Source organism: Gemelliphila sp. 1F1 (assembly GCF_056897515.1).
Genome location: NZ_JBXHBE010000001.1, coordinates 446,676 through 467,924, shown reverse-complemented (window position 1 = coordinate 467,924; position 21,249 = coordinate 446,676). Strand labels below are relative to the sequence as shown.

Below are 21,249 nucleotides of genomic sequence, written 5' to 3'. Positions count from 1 at the left end.
ATATGAAAAAAGTAGCAGGTATTAACATTTTTGATAAATATGGTCTATATTATGTAAATATTCCAGATCATCTAACCTTAGAGTTAGATGATCAAATAGTTATTTCTGATGATATAAGTATTTATCTAGCAAAAGTGATATCATATGATTTCGTACAAGATGAAGATGTTCATATAGATAATTATACTTTGTTAAGAATTGCAGAAACATCTGACTTACAAAAATATGAACAAAACAGATCTAAAATTGCTGCTGTAGAAAATATAATAACTAATACCATTAAATTATTAGGGTTGGATATAACATTAATTTCTACGTCATATTCTTTAGATAATAAAAAATTGTATATAACTTATTATAGTGAAAATCGTGTAGACTTTAGGGAATTATTAAAGGAATTGGCAGCAATTTTCAAAATGAAAATAGAGCTATATCAAGTATCAGATAGAGAATATAGTAAAGCTGTAGGAGGACTTGGTCCTTGTGGTAGACCTATTTGTTGTAGTACTTTTTTGAATGATTTTTATCAAGTATCAATAAAAATGGTAAAAGAACAAAATTTGATTTTGAATATGTCTAAAGTTACGGGTGTTTGTGGTAAATTAAAATGTTGCTTGCAATATGAAAATGAATTTTATGCGAAATTAGCAGAAAATTTACCTAATATAGGTGAAAAAATAATTTATAATGATATTAGTTATGTTGTTAAAGACATTGAACCTATGAGAGAATTAGTTATTGCAAGAAATGAGGAAACAGATAGCTATATTAATATAAATATATCAGAGTTTATAGAGGAATATAGATAAATGGCTAAGTATCAAGAAAGAATAGATGACTTATCAAAAAACTATAAAATTATACAATTAAATGATTATTATAGTGTGTCAACAGATACTTACTTGCTAGCGGATTTTGTTAATGTTTCTAAAGGTAATAAAAAAAAGATACTAGAGCTTTGTAGTGGGAGTGGAGCAATTTCTGTCTTACTCAGAGAGAAAACAATAGCTCATATAACTATGTTAGAGATTCAAAAACAATTAGTTGAGTTAAGTATTAGAAATATAAACTATAATAATCTAAATGATATAAAATGTGTGCAAGGGGATATAAAGGAAATAAAAAATTATTTTTCTCCATCTTCATTTGATATAATTGTTTGTAATCCTCCTTATTTTTCGATAGATAATATGCCTTCAATGAAATTAAAGACTAATCATAGTATATCACGCCATGAAATATTATGTAATTTAGCTGATGTAATAAGCGCTATAAAATATTCGTTAAAGCAAAATGGAAAATTTTTCTTGGTACATAGAAGCTATCGTCTGTCAGATATTCTAAATGAATGTAGTAAGCAGGGATTAGGTATAAAGAGAATAAGATTTGTATATAGTAAAAAAAGTAGTAAGAATAGTAAAATAGTCTTGGTAGAAGGAAGTATTTCTAAAGTTAGTGATGTTAAGGTAGAACAACCTTTTTATATTTATAATGAAGATAATAGCTATACAAAAGAGATGATAAAAGTTTATGGAATTGAATAAAAAAAGTTCTTTTTATGTTTATATTTTACAATGTAAAGACAATAGTTTATATACAGGATATACTACAAATTTATTGACTAGAGTGAGAAACCATAATTTAAAAAAGGGTGCAAAATATACGAGAGGAAGAACTCCTTTAAAGTTAGTTTATTATGAAATTTTTGACAATAAAAGTGATGCCTTAAAGAAAGAATATTCTATTAAACAATTTACTAAAACTCAAAAAATAAATTATATTAATAGCAATATTAATCGAGAAATGAAAGACAATATAGATAGAATTAATAAGGAGTTGGAATAATGTTATACTTAGTAGCAACACCAATAGGGAACTTAGAAGATATTACTTATAGAGCTTTGAAAATACTTAAAGAAGTAGATATTATAGCTTGTGAAGATACTAGAAATACTCAAAAACTACTATCTCATTTCGAAATAAAAAATAAAAAACTTGTAAGTTATCATGAGCATAATGAAGATAGTTCTAGTAAAAAATTGATAGAATATTTGCAAATGGGTTTAAGTATAGCATTAGTATCAGATGCAGGACTACCATGTATTTCAGATCCCGGATATATATTAGTAAAAAAATGTCATCAGAATAAAATTAAAGTTGAGGCTTTACCAGGAGCTAATGCAGGTTTAACAGCTTTGATATCTAGCGGGATTGAATCTTATAATTATACTTTTTATGGATTTCTCCCTAGAAAAAAATCAGAATTAGAAGTAAAATTAAAAAATATTTTAGAACAAACTACAACTTCAATTATATATGAATCTCCTTATAGAATAGTAAATGTTGTTGAAAGTATCGCAAAACTAGATAGTAGTAGGGTTATATCTGTAGCAAGAGAACTTACAAAAATTTATGAACAAATAGAAACAGATACCGCAGAAAATATATTATTAAAATTCAACACAGGAGATATAAAATCAAAGGGAGAGTTTGTTTTAATAATATCACCTACAAAAGAGACGGAAAGTAAGATAGATAATGATCAATTACTATTAGAAATAGACGAACTAGTACAAACAGGTGTTAAAAATTCTGAAGCTATAAAAATAATTTCAAAAAAATATAATGTAGGTAAGCGAGAGGTTTATAATTTATACCATGAAAAATATTAGAAGTTTATTAGTTATTAACATTTTAATTATATTGTTTCTAATAGTGTTTTATATGAAATTAATTGATGAATTATATCTAATATTAATTATTTCAACTTTAATGTTAGCAAACATTTATATAATATATCAGAAAAGCAATACTTTTGATGAGAACGAAAAGAAGAAAAAAGTAATGTTGCATAAGATAAAAAATTCTTTGTCAGTAATATTAGGGTATAATGATGCTTACAACGATAAATTAATAACAAAATATCAATTAGATGAACAACTAAATAAAGAAATACAAAAAGTTATTGATACTATAAAAGATGAAATATATACTAAAAAATAAGTTTTTATTTGACTATCATAGTATAATGTGATATACTCAAATATAAGATAAATATTAACCTAAAGAGTGGTGGATTTTAATTCTCCGCTCTTTTATGTTGAGCAGAAAGAGGTGTTTTATGAATATAGTTTCTAAGGTGAAAGATATAGCATTAGAAAAAATACGAGATACAGAATATAGTCTGTATGATGTGGAATATGTTAAAGAGGGTTCAGAATATTTTTTGAGAATATATTTTGACAAAAATGGAAGTTTAAGTCTTGATGATTGTGTGCTACTTAGTGAAATGATGGCAGAAGAACTTGACAGAAAAGATTTGATTTCTGACAAATATTATCTTGAAGTCAGCTCTCCAGGTATAGAGAGAGAACTTAGAAATATTCAAGAAATTAATGAATCTATTGGTAAGTATGTATATATAAAAACTTATGAAAAGCATAACAATCAAAAAGAGTTTTATGGAGATTTAAAATCTATAGTTGATAATAGTATAACTATAGAATATCGTGATAAATCACGAATAAAAACAATCACATTAGAATATAAACAAATTGCAAAAATAAGATTAGCAGTCAAATTTTAATAATTAAAGGAGATAGAAAAATGAGCAAGGCTTTGCTTAAAGCAATTGATGTAATAGAAACGGAAAAAGGAATATCAAGAGAAATATTATTTGAAGCTATAGAAATGGCTTTACTTTCGGCATATAAAAAGAATTTTAATGCTTCAAAAAATGTTAGGGTAGATTTTAATAGGACTACAGGTGAGTATAAATTTATTATTAGAAAAGATGTTGTAGAAGAAGTTTATGACGACAGAATTGAGTATGCATTAGAAGACGCATTAAAAATTAATCCGGCTTATGAAGTAGGAGATATTTTTGAAGAAATTGATATCCCTAATGATTTTGGACGTGTAGGAGCACAAGCAGCTAAACAGGCGTTAATGCAAAGACTACACGATGCAGAAAAAGAAGTACTTTATAATGAATATATAGAGTACGAAGGAGAGATAAGAGATGGTTATGTTGATAGAGTAGATTCTCGATATGTTTATGTGAAATTAGGTAAAATAGAAGCTATCTTAGGAGAAAATGAAAGAGTACCAGGCGAAGAGTACATACCTCAAACACCAATAAAAGTTTATATAGCTAAAGTAGATAATCCTTCAAGAGGTAGTAAGCCTCATGTCTTAGCTTCTAGATCACATCCAGAATTTATTAAAAGATTATTTGAGCAACAAGTTCCTGAAATTTTTGATGGGATTGTAGAAGTGAAGAGTGTATCTCGTGAAGCAGGAGAAAGAACAAAAATAGCAGTTTATTCAGAAGATAGCAATGTGGATGCTGTTGGATCTTGCGTAGGGACTTCTGGAAGTAGAGTTAATCAAATATTAAATGAATTAAATGGTGAAAAAATAGATATAGTGCCGTGGGATAAAGAAATTGAGAAATTTATAACAAATGCTCTAGCACCGGCTAAAGTATTGAGTATAAATATAGATGAAGAAAATAAGGTAGCTAATGTAGAAGTAGCAGAAGATCAGTTATCTTTAGCAATAGGTAAAAAAGGTCAGAATGTACGTCTTGCAGCGAAATTAACAGGCTGGAAAATAGATATAAAAACAGCAGAAAAGTAGTAGAGGTAGTATATGAAGAAAAGAAAAATACCAAATAGAAAATGTATACTTACGAATGAAATGTATCCTAAAAAAGATTTAATAAGAATAGTAAAAAACAAAGAAGGAGAAATTTCTGTTGATATTACAGGTAAGAAATCTGGAAGAGGAGCTTATGTTGTTTCGGAATTGGAAATTATAGAAAATGCACAGAATAAAAAATCGTTAGAAAAATTTTTCGGGGCAACATCAGAAGAAATGGAACCTATTTATAAAGAAATAATAAGATTAATATATAGAAAGTCGATACCTACTAAGTAATGAAAAAAGCATTAAATTTATTAGGTCTTATGGCAAGAGCTGGTAAAATAGTTACAGGAGAAGACTTAATAATAAAAAATATAAGAGAAAATAAGCTAAGTCTATTATTGATAGCTACAGACTGTGGAAAATCTACAACTAAAAAGTTTTGTGATAAAGCAGATTATTATAATGTAAAAACACTAACTTGTTTCACTACACAAGAAATCAGTCAATCAATAGGAAAAAATAATAGAGTAGCCATCGGAATAACAGATATAGGATTTAGCAAAAAATTAATAGAAATAGTGAATCAAGGAGGATTTATTGATAATGGAAAAGATTAGAGTGCATGAATATGCAAAAAAAGTAGAAAAATCTTCAAAAGAAATTATTAAAATACTTAAAGAAAAAGGTGTTGAAGTAAATAGTCATATGGCTATGCTAACTGAAGAAGGCTTTAATAAACTAGAGCAAGTTTTTAATAAGACTAAAGAAAAATCAGAAAACAAGAAAAAATCTAAAAATACCAAATCAATAGGCGTAGTAGAAGAACCTAAAGAAAAAGTTAAAAATAAAAAGAAAAAAATAAAAAAAGAAAAGAATAAAAAGCACAATAAACAACAACCAGCAATGATAGAAGTGCCAACTGAACAAAGTATTAATGAGGATACTATATTAGTAAAAGATGGTATGACTGTTGGAGATTTAGCTAGTGTCCTTTCGGTTCCTGCTACAGAATTAGTAAAAAAAATGTTTGTGGAATTAAAATTAATGGTTAATATTAATCAGTCATTAACATTAGAGCAAATAGAACTTATAGCAATGGATTACGGAAAAGAAATTCAACAAGAATTAGAAGTAAATAAAGAAGATTTAGACGTTTATTTTGAAGTTGAAGAAGATGAAAAAAATACTAAAGTTCGCCCCCCTATCGTTACTATAATGGGACACGTTGATCACGGTAAAACTACATTATTAGATACTATAAGAAATTCAAAAGTAACTGCCGGAGAAGCGGGAGGAATAACTCAACATATAGGAGCTTATCAAGTAAGAGCTAATGACAGAAAAATTACATTCCTTGATACTCCAGGTCACGCGGCCTTCACTACAATGAGAGCACGTGGTGCAAAAGTTACAGATATAACTATTTTAGTAGTAGCAGCAGATGATGGGGTTATGCCTCAAACTATTGAAGCGATAAATCACGCTAAAGCTGCAGAAGTTCCTATAATAGTAGCCGTAAACAAGATGGATAAACCACAAGCAAATCCAGAAAAAGTTATGGGAGAATTGGCAGAGAGAGGGCTGATGCCAGAAGATTGGGGAGGAGATACAATATTCGTCCCAATATCAGCACTTCAAGGAGATGGTATTGATGAACTATTAGAAATGGTTCTTTTAGTTGCAGATATGCAAGAAATTAAAGCTAATCCAAATAGACTAGCATTAGGAACAGTAATTGAAGCGAAATTAGATAAAGGGCGAGGAACAGTAGCAACATTGTTAGTGCAAAATGGTACATTAAATGTTGGAGATCCAATAGTTGTAGGTAATACATATGGTCGTGTAAGAGCTATGATTAATGATCGTGGAAAAAATATAAAAAATGCCAAACCATCTACACCTGTAGAAATAACAGGTTTACAAGATGTTCCTAATGCAGGAGATAGATTTGTAGTATTTGGCGATGAAAAAACTGCTCGTCAAATTGGAGAGACAAGACAACAACAATATATTGAGAGCCAACGACAAAATAATTCAGCAGTTTCATTAGATACATTATTTGAACAAATGAAACAAGGAGAAATGAAAGATTTAAACGTTATTATCAAAGCAGATGTTCAAGGATCTGTGGAGGCGTTAGCGATGTCGTTAGCTAAAATAGATGTTGATGGAGTTAATGTTCGTATAATTCATACAGGTGTTGGAGCTATTAATGAGTCAGATATTACATTAGCTCTAGCATCAAATGCAGTAGTAATCGGATTTAATGTTAGACCAGATAATAATGCTAAACAAATGGCACAAACTGAACAGGTAGATATAAGATTACATAGTATTATTTATAAAGTTATAGAAGAAATTGAAGCAGCTATGACAGGTCTTTTAGATCCAGAATTTAAAGAAAAAGTAATAGGATTAGCAGAAGTGCGCCAAGTTTATAAAGTTTCTAAAGTTGGAACGATAGCAGGTGCATATGTGACCGAAGGAAAAGTATCACGAGATGGAAAAGTAAGAGTTATACGTGATAGCGTAGTAATTTATGAAGGAGAAATAGATACTCTTCGTCGTTTTAAAGATGATGTAAAAGAAGTACAAAGTGGTTACGAATGTGGGATGACAGTAGAAAACTATAACGATATTCGTGAAGGTGATATTTTTGAAGTGTTCATCATGGAAGAAGTAAAACGATAAGAAAGGATTAATATGTCAGAATTAAGAGCAAATAGGCTTGGAGAACAAATAAAAAAAGAAATAACACATATTCTTGCTACTAAGGTTAAAAATCATGACTTAGGATTTCTAACTATAACAGAAGTTAGGCTTACAGGAGATTATTCACAAGCAAAAGTTTATTACACTGTTCTTGGTGGAGAAAAAGAAAGACAAAAAACTAAAGAATCACTAGCAAAAATAAAAGGATTTGTAAAATCAGAAGTAGCAAAAAAAGTAAAAATAAGGAAATTTCCAGAATTAATATTCACTTATGATACTACTAGTGAATATGCAATGCATATAGAAAGTTTAATAGCTAGTATAAACAAAGGAGAGAAATAATGTTACAAGTAACAAATTTAGGTTTGCGTTTTGCGGACAGAAAATTGTTTGAAGATGTTAATATAAAATTTACTAATGGAAATTGTTATGGACTTATAGGGGCCAACGGTGCAGGAAAAACTACATTTTTGAAAATTTTATCTGGAGAAATTGATTCACAACAAGGACATGTATCTTTAGGAAAAGGAGAACGTCTAGCGGTATTACGTCAAAATCATTTTGCTTATGAAAATGATAAAGTAATAGATGTAGTAATGATGGGTCATGAGAAATTGTGGGATGTTATGAACAGAAAAAATGCAATTTATATGAAAGATCCATTTACTGAAGAGGATGGTATTATCGCTGCCGAATTAGAAGGTGAATTTGCTGAAATGGATGGTTGGAATGCAGAAAGTGATGCAGCTCAACTGTTAGAAGGATTAGGAATATCTAGTGATATACATTATTCATTAATGAGTGAATTAGATAACTCACAAAAAGTAAAAATATTATTGGCACAAGCATTATTCGGTAATCCAGATATATTGTTATTAGATGAGCCTACTAATGGTTTGGATATAGCAGCTATAAAATGGTTAGAAGAATTTTTAATAAATTTTGAGAATACTGTAATAGTGGTAAGTCACGACAGACATTTTTTAAACAATGTTTGTACACATATTTGTGATTTAGATTTTGGAAAAATTCAACTTTATGTAGGTAATTATGATTTTTGGTATCAATCTAGTCAGTTGGCACGTAGAATGCTAGAAGATTCTAACAAGAAAAAAGAAGAAAAAATAAAAGAATTACAAGAATTTATTGCACGATTTTCTGCAAATGCATCTAAATCTAAGCAAGCTACAAGTAGAAAGAAAATGCTAGATAAAATTACTTTAGATGATATCAAACCTAGTAGTAGACGTTATCCTTATGTAAGATTCACACCAGATAGAGAAATAGGTAATGATTTGTTAATAGTAGATAATGTTAGTAAAACTATTGATGGAAAAGAAGTATTAAAAAATGTAAGTTTTACTGTTAATCCAAATGATAAAGTTATCTTGTTAGGAGATGAGGTTGCTAAAACTACTTTATTAAAAATATTAGCAGAGGAAATAGAACCAGATAGTGGAATAATAAAATGGGGAATAACTACATCTAGAAGCTATATGCCAAAAGATAATACTCCTTATTTTGAAGGACTTAGATTATCATTAGTGGAATGGTTGCGTCAATATGCTTCTCCGGAAGAAGAAGCGGAAGCATATTTACGTTCATTCTTAGGAAGAATGCTATTTTCTGGAGAAGAAGCATTAAAGAGAGCGCACGTTTTATCTGGGGGAGAAAAAATGCGCTGTATGCTATCAAAAATGATGTTATCGAAAGCTAATGTAATATTGTTAGATGAGCCAACAAATCACTTGGATTTAGAATCTATTACGGCTGTTAACGAAGGCATAATTCAATTCAAAGGATCTGTATTCTTTACTTCACATGACTATGAATTTATTCAAACAATTGCTAATAGAGTAGTAGAAATTCAATCTGATGGTGGAGCTATTAATAAAGAGATGGATTATGAAAACTATCTTAAGTTTAAAGGTGTAATTAAATAAAATTTTATATATAAAAGAATTGTACGAGAGATTGAAAATATATCTCTCGTACAATTCAAAATATACAATTTTATATATTAAATTTCATATTAGAAAAGATTTCGTTAGTTACATATACAAGTGTAGATACTTCATCATTAGAGAATCTATCAAATTTAATTGAATCTATGTCTAGTAGAGCAACAACATTATTGTTCTTAATGATAGGTATAACTAGTTCACTGTTAGTTTGGCTATCGCAAGCAATGTGTCCAGAAAATTTGTGAACATCTGGGACATAAGTGAATGTTTTGGTAGTATAGCAATGCCCACATACTCCTTTATCGAAAGGAATTCTAACACAAGCAACATTTCCTTGAAAAGGACCAAGAACCAAATTATTTTTATTATTGTCGACAAGATAAAATCCTATCCAATTAGTATCTGGCAAATATGATTTGTATAACGCTGATATATTTGATAGGTTAGCGTATAAATTATCTTCGTCAGCTAATAAATTTTTTGCTTGAGCAATAAAAATATTTTTGTCATTTATAATATTCATAATAACACCTCGAAACACTTTTTTTTAAATTATTACACATAATAGCGGAAAAATAAAGTATTTTTAATTAAATTTATAATTAAATTGGTTGTTGACAATATTTATATTGTACGATAATCTTATTTATGAATACAGAAAAAGGAGATATTAACTTTGAATAAATTTTTAAGATTATTTAATATAGGTTTGTTATTAATAAGTTTTATATTTACTATCTTAAATATTTATTATGTACTCAAACATAATTTCTTTAATTTTAGTAATATTAACTACATAGTAATATTGATATTAATTTTATTACTATCAATTTTAATAATTTTGTTTATAAAGAAAAAAGCAAAAAGATTTACTTTTATAGTAACGGCAATATTTGTTTTATGTTCATACTTATTATTTGCACAATTAAATAAAACAGTAAAAATTTTTGAAAAGTTAAACGAAAATTCTACTATCAGTGAGCAGGTTATGAGTGTAGCTGTTTTAAAAGATAGTAATATAGATAATATTACTGATTTAAAAGATGAAAAAATTGCAGCTCCTTTATCTATTGATGAGGAAAATATTAATAAACTATTAAAAAATATAGAAGAAAAAGAAAATTTATCACTTGACTTAGAAAAAGTGGAATCATATATAAAAAATTACGAACAATTAATATCAGGAAATACTAAAGCTATAATATTAAATAGTGCTTATGAAAATTTGATAGAATTAAGTAATCCTGATTATAATGATAAAATAAAAAAAATATATGAATACAAAATAACTAAAGAGGTTACTAGAAAACTAGGAACCTCAAGCAACCGTGTTATGAATATTTATATAAGTGGAATAGACACTTATGGTCCAATAACTACTGTAGCCAGATCAGATGTGAACATAATACTAACTGTTAATAAAGATACTAATAAAATAATGTTGACGACTACTCCTCGTGATTCATATGTAAGAATAGCAGATGGAGGGAATAATCAATATGATAAATTAACACATGCAGGTGTATATGGTGTTGATACCTCTCTACACACATTAGAAAATCTTTATGATATAAAGATAGATTATTATGCTCGTATAAATTTCACATCTTTTTTGAAATTAATTGATTTGGTAGGAGGAGTAGATGTTTATAATGAACAAGAATTTACATCCTTGCATGGAAATTTCTATTTCCCAGTAGGTATGGTACATCTAGATTCTAATAAAGCTTTAGGGTATGTAAGAGAACGTTATTCATTAAGTGGAGGAGATTTTGATCGTGGAAAAAATCAACAAAAAGTAATGACTGCTGTTATAAAAAAATTAACTACGACAGAAGCTTTATCAAATTATGAACAAATAATTAATGAACTAACTAATTCTATCCAAACTGATATGCCTATATCAGAAGCAATGAGTTTGGCTAATGAACAACTTAATAAGAAATCAGATTATATGGTTTCATCACAATCACTATCTGGAACTGGAACTATGGGGTTACCTTCCTATGCTATGCCCGGATATAATTTGTATATGATGCAAGTTGATGATAAAAGTTTAGAAGAAGTTAAACAAAATATAAGAGATGTCTTGGAAGGGAAGTAATATGATAGATATACATAGCCATATAATATTTGATGTTGATGATGGACCAAAAACGCTTGATGAAAGCATAGCGTTGATAAAAGAAAGCTATAATAAAGGGACTAAATGTATAGTAGCGACTTCACATAGAAGAAAAGGTATGTTTGAAACATCTGAAAGAAAAATAAAACAAAATTTTGATATAGTAAAGAACGAAGTAAATAAAATATTACCAGATTTAGAGCTCTATTATGGTGCAGAAATATATTTTACTTTTGATATATTAAATAAATTAGAAAACAATATTTTTCCTACCTTAGCAAATACAGATTATGTATTAATTGAGTTTAGTAATACGGCTATGTATACAGAAATTTATAAAGCTGTAAATAAAATTGTTCTTTTAGGAAAAATACCCATTCTTGCACATATAGAAAGATATGATGAATTATCTAATAATGAAAAAAGAGTATCAGAATTGATTAGTAAGGGAGCATATATGCAAGTAAATGCGACAAGTGTTAGAAAATTAAAACTTTTTGTCGATTCACAAAAAAAATATAAAAAAAGAACAAAATATTTTTTAGACAAGAATTTAGTTCATTTTGTTGCTACTGATATGCATAATTTAAATGAAAGAAAGCCTTACTTGAAAGAAGCGTATACAATAATAGAACAAAAATATGGTAAAAATAGAGCAGATAAGTTATTTATAACAAATCAAACTAAAATACTTAATAACGAATCAATATAAACTGTTATATAAAGGAGAATATAATGAATAATAACGGAATAGAAGAAATAGATTTAACATCTCTATTTAAAAAGATTTGGAATAAAAAAATACTAGTAATTGCTACATCACTTCTATTTACTGCTATAATGGTTTTTTATAATATATTTATAACCCAACCTACTTATAAAAGTACAACAAAAATATATGCAGTAAATCAAAACGAAAAAGAAAATTCACTTACTGTGCAAGATATACAAATAGGGACAAACTTGGTAAAAGACTATCAACAAATAATTTTATCCTCTGATGTCTTGGAAGAAGTTATCTCTAAAAATAATTTAAATATTACACAAACAGACTTAGCTAATAAAGTAGAAATTACAGCTCCAAAAGATACACGTGTGATAGAAATTGTAGTGGGAGATAGTGATTCTAATAAAGCTAGTGATATTGCTAACAGTTTACGTGAATCTTCAATAAAAAAAATTAAGAGTATTACAAAAATCAATGATATTACAACTATAGAAGAAGCAAAACCTAGTAGTAAACCTTCTACTCCAAATGTAAAAAGAAATGCTGCTATAGCATTTCTATCTGGATTAGTTTTATCAATAGTTGTAATAGCAATACGTGAAATATTAGATGATAAAGTAAAACGACCAGAAGATGTAGAAGAAGTATTAGATATGGTCTTATTAGGAGTAATACCAAAACAAGAGAGAGTAAAAGAATAATGACTAAAATAGATATACTTTATAATAAAAATATTATAACAAAAGAATTATCAGAGCATTATAATGCTCTAGCAACAAATATTCAATTTTTAGGTAAAGATATAAAGAAAATAGTTGTTTCATCTGTTCAAGAAAATGAGGGAAAAAGTACAGTATCTATAAATTTAGCAAAATCATTGGCGGATTTAGGATTTAAAGTTTTAATAATAGATGGGGATACAAGAAATTCTGTACTTCTAGCTAGATTTAAAGCTAGAGGGAAGGTCGAAGGACTTACTTCTTATTTATCTGGATCTGTAGGAATAGAGAATGTACTTTATGAGACAGATGTAAACAATCTTACTATTTTACCAGCAGGTCAAATACCGCCTAATCCTACAAGTTTATTACAAAGCAGAAATTTTGAAATAATGTTATCAGCATTTGAAAAATATTATGATTATATAATAATTGATGCACCTCCTATAGGAGCAGTTATTGATGCAGCAATTATTGCTAAGAATTGTGATGGAAGTATTTTAGTGGTTCAATCAGAAGTAATAAAGAGAAAATTTGTAAAAAAAGCCAAAGAGCAATTAGAACAATCAGGAAGCAAGTTTTTAGGAGTAGTTCTTAACAAAGTAGACATTAAAACGTCTAGTTATGATGGTTATGGAGTTTATGGGAATTACGAAAAAAAATAAGGAGTTTTAAAAATGTATCATATAACTTCGAAAAATAAAATATTATTTTTAGCATTAGATATTTTATCTATAATATTTAGTTATAAAACATTAATTTTAATTGTTGATGAACGATACACTTTTTTTGATAATAATTATTTTATTATTTATTTAGTTTTATTAACACTAATAACAAATATTTTTACAGAAGAATATAGATACATAGAAAATAGAGGATATTTAAAAGAATTAAAGTATTCGATTGTTTATGCAATAAATGTAACTGTGGTTTTTTGTTTTATTCTAATTATTAGCAAGGAAAAATATATAGTTGACTTAGAAAAGTTAGAGTTAAGTATACTAGTATACTTAATATATATAGCAATATGCTATACATATTTACTAAGAATAATTGGAAAAGTATGTGTTAAATATATACAAGAAGATAAAAAGAAAGCTATTGTTTTGACAGACTTTAGCAAAAATACAGAATTAGAAAATCAAATAAATGTAGAATATGATATAGTAGCTTATATTAATTTTTATGATGATAACACGGATTACTATAATAATAAAAAAGTTTTGAATAATGTTAATAATATTCGTGACTTTATAGCTAATAATAGAGTAGATGAAATATTTATTGAATCTAATTTACATAATGATCGTGAAGATATTTTTAAATATTTTAAAGTTTTAGGGATACCTATAACTATAGATATAAGTGAGTTTGAAAAAAGATATGTAGGGAACACTGCAATAAAAAATGTAGGTAATAAGATGTTTATAACTTCAGCCATAAAAATTACAACATTAAAACAAGTTTTTATGAAAAGAGTTATTGATGTAATAGGTGGAATAATAGGTATATTCATTACTGCTATAGTAGCTATAATAATTTATCCTAAAATTCAAAAAGAATCTAAAGGACCTATAATTTTTCGCCAAAAAAGGGTAGGTCTTAATGGTAGGGTATTTAACATTTATAAGTTCAGAAGTATGTACTTAGATGCGGAAGATAAGAAAAAGGAATTAATAAATAGTAATGACTTGAATACTACTCTTATGTTTAAAATGAAAAATGATCCTAGAATATTTCCTTTTGGACAAAAACTAAGAGACTGGTCAATAGATGAACTTCCTCAATTTATAAATGTATTAAAAGGAGATATGTCTTTAGTAGGAACAAGACCACCTACTTTGGAAGAATATAAAAATTATGAATTGCATCATTTTAAAAGATTAGCTACTAAACCGGGAATAACAGGATTGTGGCAAGTTAGTGGAAGAAGTAATATAGAAGATTTTGAAAAAGTAGTAGAATTAGATTTAAAATATATACAAAACTGGTCAATAAGGTCAGATATAAAAATATTAATAAAAACAGTAAAAGTAGTTTTAAATAAAGATGGGAGTAGATAAATAATGAGCAAAAAAGTTTGTTTAGTAGGTTCTAGTGGAGGACATTTAGCACATCTTTATTTATTAAAACCTATTTGGGAAAATATAGATCGTTTTTGAGTAACTTTTGATAAGGAAGATGCACGCAGTCTTTTAAAAAATGAAAAATTTTATAAATGCTACTATCCTACTAATAGAAATATAAAAAATTTAGTGAAAAATACTTTTCTAGCTTATAAGATATTAAGACAAGAAAAACCTGATATAATAATATCTACAGGAGCAGCAGTAGCAGTACCATTTTTTTATCTAGGAAAATTATTTAAAATTAAAACAGTATATATTGAAGTTTTTGATAGGTATGATAAACCTACTTTAACAGGAAAATTAGTATATCCCGTAACTGATAAATTTATAGTACAATGGGAAACAATGAAAAAAATTTATCCTAAAGCGATAAACTTAGGGAGTATATTTTAATGATATTTGTAACAGTAGGAACTCACGAACAACAATTTAATAGACTTATAAAAGAAATAGATAAATTAAAAAAAGAAAACATTATATTAGATGATGTTTTTATTCAAACTGGCTATTCAGATTATTTACCACAATATTGTGAGTATAAAAAATTTCTGTCATATGAAGAAATGGAATACTATATGAATTGTGCGAGTATAGTAATAACTCATGGAGGACCATCAAGTTTTATGAAAACTTTAAGTAGGGGTAAAAAAACCATCATTGTCCCTAGACTTAAAAAATTTGAAGAGCATATAAATGATCATCAACTAGAATTTTTAGAAAGTATTCAAGAAGAATTTGAAATAGAGTTTGTTTTAGATATAAATGATATAAAGAAACAATTATTATGTAATGATCAAAATAATGGGAAAATTGTTTTGAACAATCAAATATTTGTTAAAAAATTGAAGGAATTATTATTATGAGTATTACCTTAGGTAGAGCATTTAATGTTGTTTTTACTTTATTAATTTTTATTTTATTGCATGAAAAATTTTATAATATTGATAAAATAACAGGAGAATCAAATTTATTAATATGTTTTTCGTTAATAGTATTAGGTGTTATTTATTTAATCATAAAAAATAATATCGTAATATCTTTTGAAAATTTGTTTAGGGGAATTTTATATTTTTTACTTGTTATATATACATTGTATTTGGGAAGTTTTAGTTATTTTGCATATTTCTATGGTATTTTGATAATAATTATATATATATACAATAAAAATATATTAATCGTTTATGATAAATTATTTTTTCCTGGTATTTTATTAAGTGGTCTTATTTTTACAATTGTACAAAAACTAGAAGATATTGAAAGAGTTACTGGATTTATGTCTACTTCACCTACAATATTTTCTTATATTATATTAATTGCTGCAGTATATTTATTAAATGATAACATAAATAGTAGTTTAGGCAAGATATTATTTATATCAGTAATATCTTTATATATAATATATTCTACTGGAAGTAGATCAACTCTAATATGTTTATTATTATTTATTGGGTATTCTATATTAAAGAATTTATATTTACATTATAATACGTATAAACTTATCTTTGTATTTTTATTATTTAGTGCAACTATAACATTTTTGATAGTGTATGGTTTGAATTTTAGAGAAAATGGTTTTGAGAGTACTAGTGATAGATTACTCATGATAAACTATTTTTTGAATGAATTAGTATTTAATTTTAATTCATACATAATAGGAAAAGGAGCATGGTATACTAATTTGTTAACACCTTATATCTTGGGTTGGAATGTTGAAGAATTCCCCTTACATCAAGATATAATAACTATATTAGTTGAATTAGGATATTTAGGTACTATATTATTAGTAATAACTCTAACTTATAAAAATAAAATACATCTATTAACAATTTTTCTCTTTATTATTGGATCATTCCACAATATAATAATATCACCTATATGTATTGTTTTATTAGTCCTATTTAATAATTTAATTGTTAGTAAGAGAACGTGATTTTTAATATAAGAAATATATGATTTTTAAAATAGATAAGTAGAGGTGATAATTAATGGAAAGTCTTATAAGTATAATAGTTCCTGTATATAATGCTTCTAGTTATATTGACAGATGTTTAAATTCTTTAGTAGGTCAATTTTATAAAAACTTAGAAATAATTTTAATAAATGACGGTTCTACTGATCAGAGTTTAGGTATTTGTAAAAAATGGTCAAAAAAAGATAGTAGAATTATAGTTATTGATAAAGATAATGGAGGAGTTTCTTCTGCAAGAAATGCTGGGCTAGACAAAGCTACAGGAGATTATATTTGTTTTGTTGATGCTGATGATTATATAAACTCTAATATGATTTCTAATATGTACAAAAATATTGTGAAAGAGAATGCCGATATATCAGAGATAGACTTTATTTTAACAGATGAAAAAAATTATAATAAAAAGAAAAAAACAAATTTTTATGAAGTTTTTGAAAATGAAGAGTCAATAAAGGAAATGTTTTCTAGCAGTAAAGTAGAAAATATTGTTTGTTCCAAAATGTTTTCTAAAGAAATAATAGGAGATACAAGATTTAATGAGAATATAAAAATCGGAGAAGATTTATTTTTTAATTATGAGATTATGAGCAAACCGCACAAAATAGTCGTGGATACTAACGAAGCTATGTATTACTACGTAATAGTAGAAAATTCACGAATGAATCAGAAATTTTCAGAAACATCACTTGATTTTATAAAAATATTCGAGAATATTAATAAAACTATTTCTGATGAATTAGAACCTTATTGTGAAGCCAAATATATAAGAGAAATGATTAAATGTGTCAAGAAAATGGAAGAAAGTGTACTAACTGACGACTATTTGGAGAAGAAAAAGAGCTTCATTAAAATTATTAGAAATTATCCTATTACGAAAAGTTTAAAATATTTGTCAAAAAAACATATAATTACTTTGTACTTAATGAAATTATCTCCTAAAATGTACGTAAAAATCTATAATAAATATCAAAAACAATAGTGGAGCATAAGTGTAATGATTAAAATTAGTATAATAATACCTATATACAATGTTGAGGATTATTTAGAAGATTGCATAAATAGTGTTTTGCAACAAACGTATAAAAATATAGAGATAATATTAGTTGATGATGGATCTACTGATAATAGTAATAAGATAAGCAAAATGTACAAAAAATTAGATAATAGAATTATTTTTTTAGAAAAAGAAAATGGTGGATTATCTGATGCAAGAAATTATGGTTTGATATATGCAACTGGAGATTATGTAACATTTATTGATTCTGATGATTATGTATCGGCTAATTATATAGAGAAAATGTTAGTTAATTTAGAAAAAACTAATAGTGATATGGCCATATCTGGATTTTGTAATAAAGAAAATAATATATTAAAAAATGATGACACAACGATGAGTGTGTCTGTTTGCTATAAAGAAGAAGCATTAGATAATATGCATATCGCAAAAAAGAGTATACCATTTTCAGTAGCTTGGGGAAAACTTGTTCCTAGAGAATGGTATAAAGAAATAGTTTTTCCAGTTGGCAAATTACACGAAGATGAGTACACAACATATAAACTTTACTTGAAGTCTAAAAAAATTGTGTTTGTTGATTATCCAATGTACATTTACATAATAAGAGGTAACAGTATAATGAACTCTGGGCCAACATCTAAAAATTTGCATGTGCTTGATGCGTTTAAAGAAAGAATAGAACTTCTAGAAAAGTATAATTTAGACATTAGAAAAAATTTGGTAGCTTACCATAGAATATTATATAAATTTAAGAATCAATTAGATAAACAAACTTTAAAAGAATATTCTAAATATATAAATGTAAATTTAGAATATATTAATATAAAATTAAATAAAGTGAACATAGAATTAAAAGATCGTATAAAAATGAAAGTTTATAAATTTATGGGGAAATATTTTTTTAGAAATAAAAATTAAGAGAGAAGTTACAATATGAAGAAGCTATATATTTGTCATACTTATTATCATTTAATGATAACTTTGTTAAAAGAAGAGGAAACTTTGGTTACTATTTATTTAGGTAATGCTGTCAATAATAGTAAAAGAATAAAAGAATACTTAGTTAGAAAAAAAATAGCAAATAATGTAATATTAGAAACTGAAAGTGAATATAATTTATCAAATTTAGAGAATTATGATGATATATATTTATATAATGATTGGACAAATATCGGTGAATATTTTAGAAAAAATAAAGTTTCATATAATCTAATAGAAGATGGCTATAATTATTATAAATATGATTTATACAATAGACATTTTTCTTTAAAGAGAAAATTATTCAATAAAATTTTTAAAAATAATATTCCTTTTGGGTATAGTAAGTATGCTAAAAGTATAGAAGTCAATGATAAATCTATTATCTCAAAAACAGATAAAAGATATACTAAAATGATTGAGCTACCTAGAAATAAATTATTCAACAATATTTCAGAAAAAAGAAAATATGAACTTTTAGAGTTGTTTGAAGTTGAGTCTTTGGAATATCCAGAATTTTATAAAGCAGCACTTGTATTGACACAACCATTATTTAAAGATGGATGCGTTAATACAATTAATAGCGAAAATGACCAATTTAATTACTTTAAAGATATAGTTCAAAAATATACTGAAGAAGGATACAAAGTTTATTTTAAAGTCCATCCGAGAGATAAGGTAGACTATAGTTCTCTAAAAGAAGTGATATTCATGAGTCCTGATGTGCCTATAGAATTGTATTTTTATTTGGGTAATTACATATTTGATGTAGGAATTACGCATTCATCGACTGCTTTAGATTATTTGTCAAATATTAATGAAAAAATATTTTTATGTGAATAGGAGTATTATGTTTTGAATAATTTGTTAAAATCAGGATTTATTATAACTATAGGAAATTTGTTAGTCCAAGGTTTAGCGTTTATTACATTACCTATATATACACGTGTTTTAACTGTAGATGTATTTGGGCAATTTAACTTGTATACGTCTTGGGTGTCTATTATATCTTTATTTATAGGGTTACAGTTAAGTGGCTCACTTAGCATAGCAAAAATAAAATATAATGATTACAAAGAATACTCAACTAATATACTAACATTATCTAATATATTTTTTTTGATAGTCCTGTTATTTGTAGTTATTTTTAAGGATACGATATCACGCTTACTAGATTTTAATGAAAATTATGTAATAATTATATTTATACAAAGTTATGCATCTTATTTAGTAGGATTTTTTACTACATATTTTGTACAATTGCAACAAATGTACAGAGTATTTATAATATCATTTTTAAATGCAGTATTTAATGTTATAATCTCACTATCACTAATCTTTTTATTAAATGATGACTTCTATGGTAGGGTGTTAGGTAATTTATTACCAGCAATATTTACCTCTTTAATTGTATTTATTTATTTTTATAAAAGTAAAAATATTAAGATTAATCGAGATTATTTAATTTTTTCTTTGGGAATATCGATTCCATTAATTTTTCATAATCTGGGTCATAATATTTTGAATCAATTTGATAGAATAATGTTAGGAAAAATGTCGAGTTTACAACATGTTGCACTTTATAGTTTTGGTTATAATTTGGGATTAGTAATTCAAATAATATTAAATAGTCTTAATATAGCTTGGGTACCATGGTATTTCAAAGCAAAAAAAGAAAATGATCAATCTTTATCGTATTTTATACCTAGATATTTATTATTAGGATTACTTTTAACTTTAGGATATTTAACTATATTTCCAGAATTAGTTTTAATTATGGGTGGAGAAATATATAAAGATAGTGTTTACTTTATATCCTTAATTATAATAAGTTATTTTTTTGTATTCTTATACACATTCCCAGTAAATATACAATTTTATTACGAAAATACGAAATTGATACCATTAGGTACATTATTAGCTGGTTTATTAAACATAGTATTAAATTATTTTTTAATACCTATATTAGATGTTTATGGTGCTGCTCTATCTACAGTAATTTCATATTTCGTTCTTCTTGTAATTCACCACGTTATCACTAAAAAGTTATATAATTACACAGATGTTCGATTTTTTACATATATAGCTCTATCCATAATTGCACTGCTTTATTCACAGATAATGAATTATTTTATAGATAACTTAATAATACGATGGGGTATAGGTATATTAGTAGTATTCGTATATGTTTTATATTTTAGAAATGATATTTTTAATTTATTAAATAATATAAAGAAAAGAAATAAGATTAATTAGAG

24 protein-coding genes and 1 pseudogene are annotated in these 21,249 nt (G+C 26.3%); 24 read left to right on the top strand and 1 reads right to left on the bottom strand.

Annotated features, from left to right (window positions below; all coding sequences use genetic code 11):
• The first annotated feature begins 2 nt into the window (after positions 1 to 2).
• The 12 genes from AC1XWJ_RS02235 to AC1XWJ_RS02180 all read left to right on the top strand — a co-directional run bounded on the left by AC1XWJ_RS02235 (position 3) and on the right by AC1XWJ_RS02180 (position 9,305).
• Positions 3 to 809, top strand: a complete 807-nt coding sequence (locus AC1XWJ_RS02235) for a PSP1 domain-containing protein (RefSeq protein WP_483334252.1) — start codon at positions 3 to 5, stop codon at positions 807 to 809.
• On the top strand, positions 810 to 1,544 hold the full coding sequence (locus AC1XWJ_RS02230; protein WP_483334251.1) for a tRNA1(Val) (adenine(37)-N6)-methyltransferase: 735 nt from the start codon (positions 810 to 812) through the stop codon (positions 1,542 to 1,544).
• Positions 1,531 to 1,845, top strand: a complete 315-nt coding sequence (locus AC1XWJ_RS02225) for a GIY-YIG nuclease family protein (RefSeq protein WP_483334249.1) — start codon at positions 1,531 to 1,533, stop codon at positions 1,843 to 1,845. The genes AC1XWJ_RS02230 and AC1XWJ_RS02225 overlap by 14 nt, the downstream gene beginning before the upstream one ends.
• Positions 1,845 to 2,672: a 16S rRNA (cytidine(1402)-2'-O)-methyltransferase gene (gene rsmI, locus AC1XWJ_RS02220; protein ID WP_483334247.1), complete on the top strand. Its 828-nt coding sequence runs from the start codon at positions 1,845 to 1,847 to the stop codon at positions 2,670 to 2,672. The genes AC1XWJ_RS02225 and rsmI overlap by 1 nt, the downstream gene beginning before the upstream one ends.
• 52 nt (positions 2,673 to 2,724) lie before the next feature.
• Complete coding sequence (locus tag AC1XWJ_RS02215; protein WP_483334245.1) at positions 2,725 to 3,003, top strand: hypothetical protein; 279 nt, start codon at positions 2,725 to 2,727, stop codon at positions 3,001 to 3,003.
• Positions 3,004 to 3,121: 118 nt separating this feature from the next.
• Positions 3,122 to 3,586, top strand: a complete 465-nt coding sequence (locus tag AC1XWJ_RS02210) for a ribosome maturation factor RimP (protein WP_483334243.1) — start codon at positions 3,122 to 3,124, stop codon at positions 3,584 to 3,586.
• 20 nt (positions 3,587 to 3,606) lie between these two features.
• Positions 3,607 to 4,641 (top strand): transcription termination factor NusA, encoded by a 1,035-nt coding sequence (nusA, locus tag AC1XWJ_RS02205; protein WP_483334241.1) that lies wholly within the window; start codon positions 3,607 to 3,609, stop codon positions 4,639 to 4,641.
• Positions 4,642 to 4,653: 12 nt separating this feature from the next.
• A complete protein-coding gene (gene rnpM, locus AC1XWJ_RS02200) occupies positions 4,654 to 4,941 on the top strand; it encodes an RNase P modulator RnpM (protein ID WP_483334240.1) in 288 nt (95 codons plus the stop codon).
• Positions 4,941 to 5,267, top strand: coding sequence for a L7Ae/L30e/S12e/Gadd45 family ribosomal protein (locus tag AC1XWJ_RS02195; RefSeq protein WP_483334239.1), 327 nt, complete (start codon positions 4,941 to 4,943; stop codon positions 5,265 to 5,267). The genes rnpM and AC1XWJ_RS02195 overlap by 1 nt, the downstream gene beginning before the upstream one ends.
• Positions 5,254 to 7,341 (top strand): translation initiation factor IF-2, encoded by a 2,088-nt coding sequence (gene infB / locus AC1XWJ_RS02190; protein ID WP_483334238.1) that lies wholly within the window; start codon positions 5,254 to 5,256, stop codon positions 7,339 to 7,341. Before AC1XWJ_RS02195 ends, infB begins: the two co-directional genes overlap by 14 nt.
• A 12-nt stretch (positions 7,342 to 7,353) precedes the next feature.
• A complete protein-coding gene (gene rbfA / locus AC1XWJ_RS02185; RefSeq protein WP_483334237.1) occupies positions 7,354 to 7,704 on the top strand; it encodes a 30S ribosome-binding factor RbfA in 351 nt (116 codons plus the stop codon).
• Positions 7,704 to 9,305, top strand: coding sequence for an ABC-F family ATP-binding cassette domain-containing protein (locus AC1XWJ_RS02180; protein WP_483334235.1), 1,602 nt, complete (start codon positions 7,704 to 7,706; stop codon positions 9,303 to 9,305). The genes rbfA and AC1XWJ_RS02180 overlap by 1 nt, the downstream gene beginning before the upstream one ends.
• A 70-nt stretch (positions 9,306 to 9,375) precedes the next feature.
• Here the strand turns inward: AC1XWJ_RS02180 and AC1XWJ_RS02175 are convergent, their stop codons facing one another.
• Positions 9,376 to 9,849 (bottom strand): GAF domain-containing protein, encoded by a 474-nt coding sequence (locus AC1XWJ_RS02175; protein ID WP_483334234.1) that lies wholly within the window; start codon positions 9,847 to 9,849, stop codon positions 9,376 to 9,378.
• A gap of 153 nt (positions 9,850 to 10,002) precedes the next feature.
• Here AC1XWJ_RS02175 and cpsA point away from each other — a divergent pair, with 153 nt between their 5' ends.
• The 12 genes and pseudogenes from cpsA to AC1XWJ_RS02115 all read left to right on the top strand — a co-directional run bounded on the left by cpsA (position 10,003) and on the right by AC1XWJ_RS02115 (position 21,247).
• Complete coding sequence (gene cpsA / locus AC1XWJ_RS02170) at positions 10,003 to 11,430, top strand: LCP family glycopolymer transferase CpsA (protein WP_483334232.1); 1,428 nt, start codon at positions 10,003 to 10,005, stop codon at positions 11,428 to 11,430.
• Position 11,431: 1 nt separating this feature from the next.
• The gene (locus AC1XWJ_RS02165; protein ID WP_483334231.1) at positions 11,432 to 12,163 is read left to right on the top strand and encodes a CpsB/CapC family capsule biosynthesis tyrosine phosphatase; all 732 of its coding nucleotides are present in this window, start codon (positions 11,432 to 11,434) and stop codon (positions 12,161 to 12,163) included.
• Positions 12,164 to 12,186: 23 nt separating this feature from the next.
• A complete protein-coding gene (locus AC1XWJ_RS02160; RefSeq protein WP_483334229.1) occupies positions 12,187 to 12,879 on the top strand; it encodes a Wzz/FepE/Etk N-terminal domain-containing protein in 693 nt (230 codons plus the stop codon).
• Complete coding sequence (locus AC1XWJ_RS02155) at positions 12,879 to 13,562, top strand: polysaccharide biosynthesis tyrosine autokinase (protein WP_483334228.1); 684 nt, start codon at positions 12,879 to 12,881, stop codon at positions 13,560 to 13,562. The genes AC1XWJ_RS02160 and AC1XWJ_RS02155 overlap by 1 nt, the downstream gene beginning before the upstream one ends.
• A 12-nt stretch (positions 13,563 to 13,574) precedes the next feature.
• Positions 13,575 to 14,963, top strand: coding sequence for an exopolysaccharide biosynthesis polyprenyl glycosylphosphotransferase (locus tag AC1XWJ_RS02150; RefSeq protein ID WP_483334227.1), 1,389 nt, complete (start codon positions 13,575 to 13,577; stop codon positions 14,961 to 14,963).
• Between the two features lie 147 nt (positions 14,964 to 15,110).
• Positions 15,111 to 15,422 (top strand): annotated as a pseudogene (gene pssD / locus AC1XWJ_RS02145) (PssD/Cps14F family polysaccharide biosynthesis glycosyltransferase); the annotation flags it as partial.
• A complete protein-coding gene (locus AC1XWJ_RS02140) occupies positions 15,422 to 15,892 on the top strand; it encodes a glycosyltransferase (RefSeq protein ID WP_483334225.1) in 471 nt (156 codons plus the stop codon). The pseudogene pssD and the gene AC1XWJ_RS02140, both read left to right, overlap by 1 nt.
• Positions 15,889 to 16,959, top strand: coding sequence for a hypothetical protein (locus tag AC1XWJ_RS02135; RefSeq protein ID WP_483334223.1), 1,071 nt, complete (start codon positions 15,889 to 15,891; stop codon positions 16,957 to 16,959). Before AC1XWJ_RS02140 ends, AC1XWJ_RS02135 begins: the two co-directional genes overlap by 4 nt.
• Before the next feature lie 55 nt (positions 16,960 to 17,014).
• On the top strand, positions 17,015 to 17,977 hold the full coding sequence (locus tag AC1XWJ_RS02130; RefSeq protein WP_483334222.1) for a glycosyltransferase family 2 protein: 963 nt from the start codon (positions 17,015 to 17,017) through the stop codon (positions 17,975 to 17,977).
• A 15-nt stretch (positions 17,978 to 17,992) separates the two neighbouring features.
• A complete protein-coding gene (locus AC1XWJ_RS02125; protein WP_483334221.1) occupies positions 17,993 to 18,931 on the top strand; it encodes a glycosyltransferase family 2 protein in 939 nt (312 codons plus the stop codon).
• A gap of 15 nt (positions 18,932 to 18,946) precedes the next feature.
• A complete protein-coding gene (locus tag AC1XWJ_RS02120; RefSeq protein WP_483334219.1) occupies positions 18,947 to 19,834 on the top strand; it encodes a glycosyltransferase family 52 in 888 nt (295 codons plus the stop codon).
• A gap of 12 nt (positions 19,835 to 19,846) precedes the next feature.
• Positions 19,847 to 21,247 carry an oligosaccharide flippase family protein gene (locus tag AC1XWJ_RS02115; RefSeq protein ID WP_483334218.1) on the top strand — a complete coding sequence of 467 codons (1,401 nt, stop codon included), beginning with the start codon at positions 19,847 to 19,849 and terminating at the stop codon, positions 21,245 to 21,247.
• Positions 21,248 to 21,249: the final 2 nt, after the last annotated feature.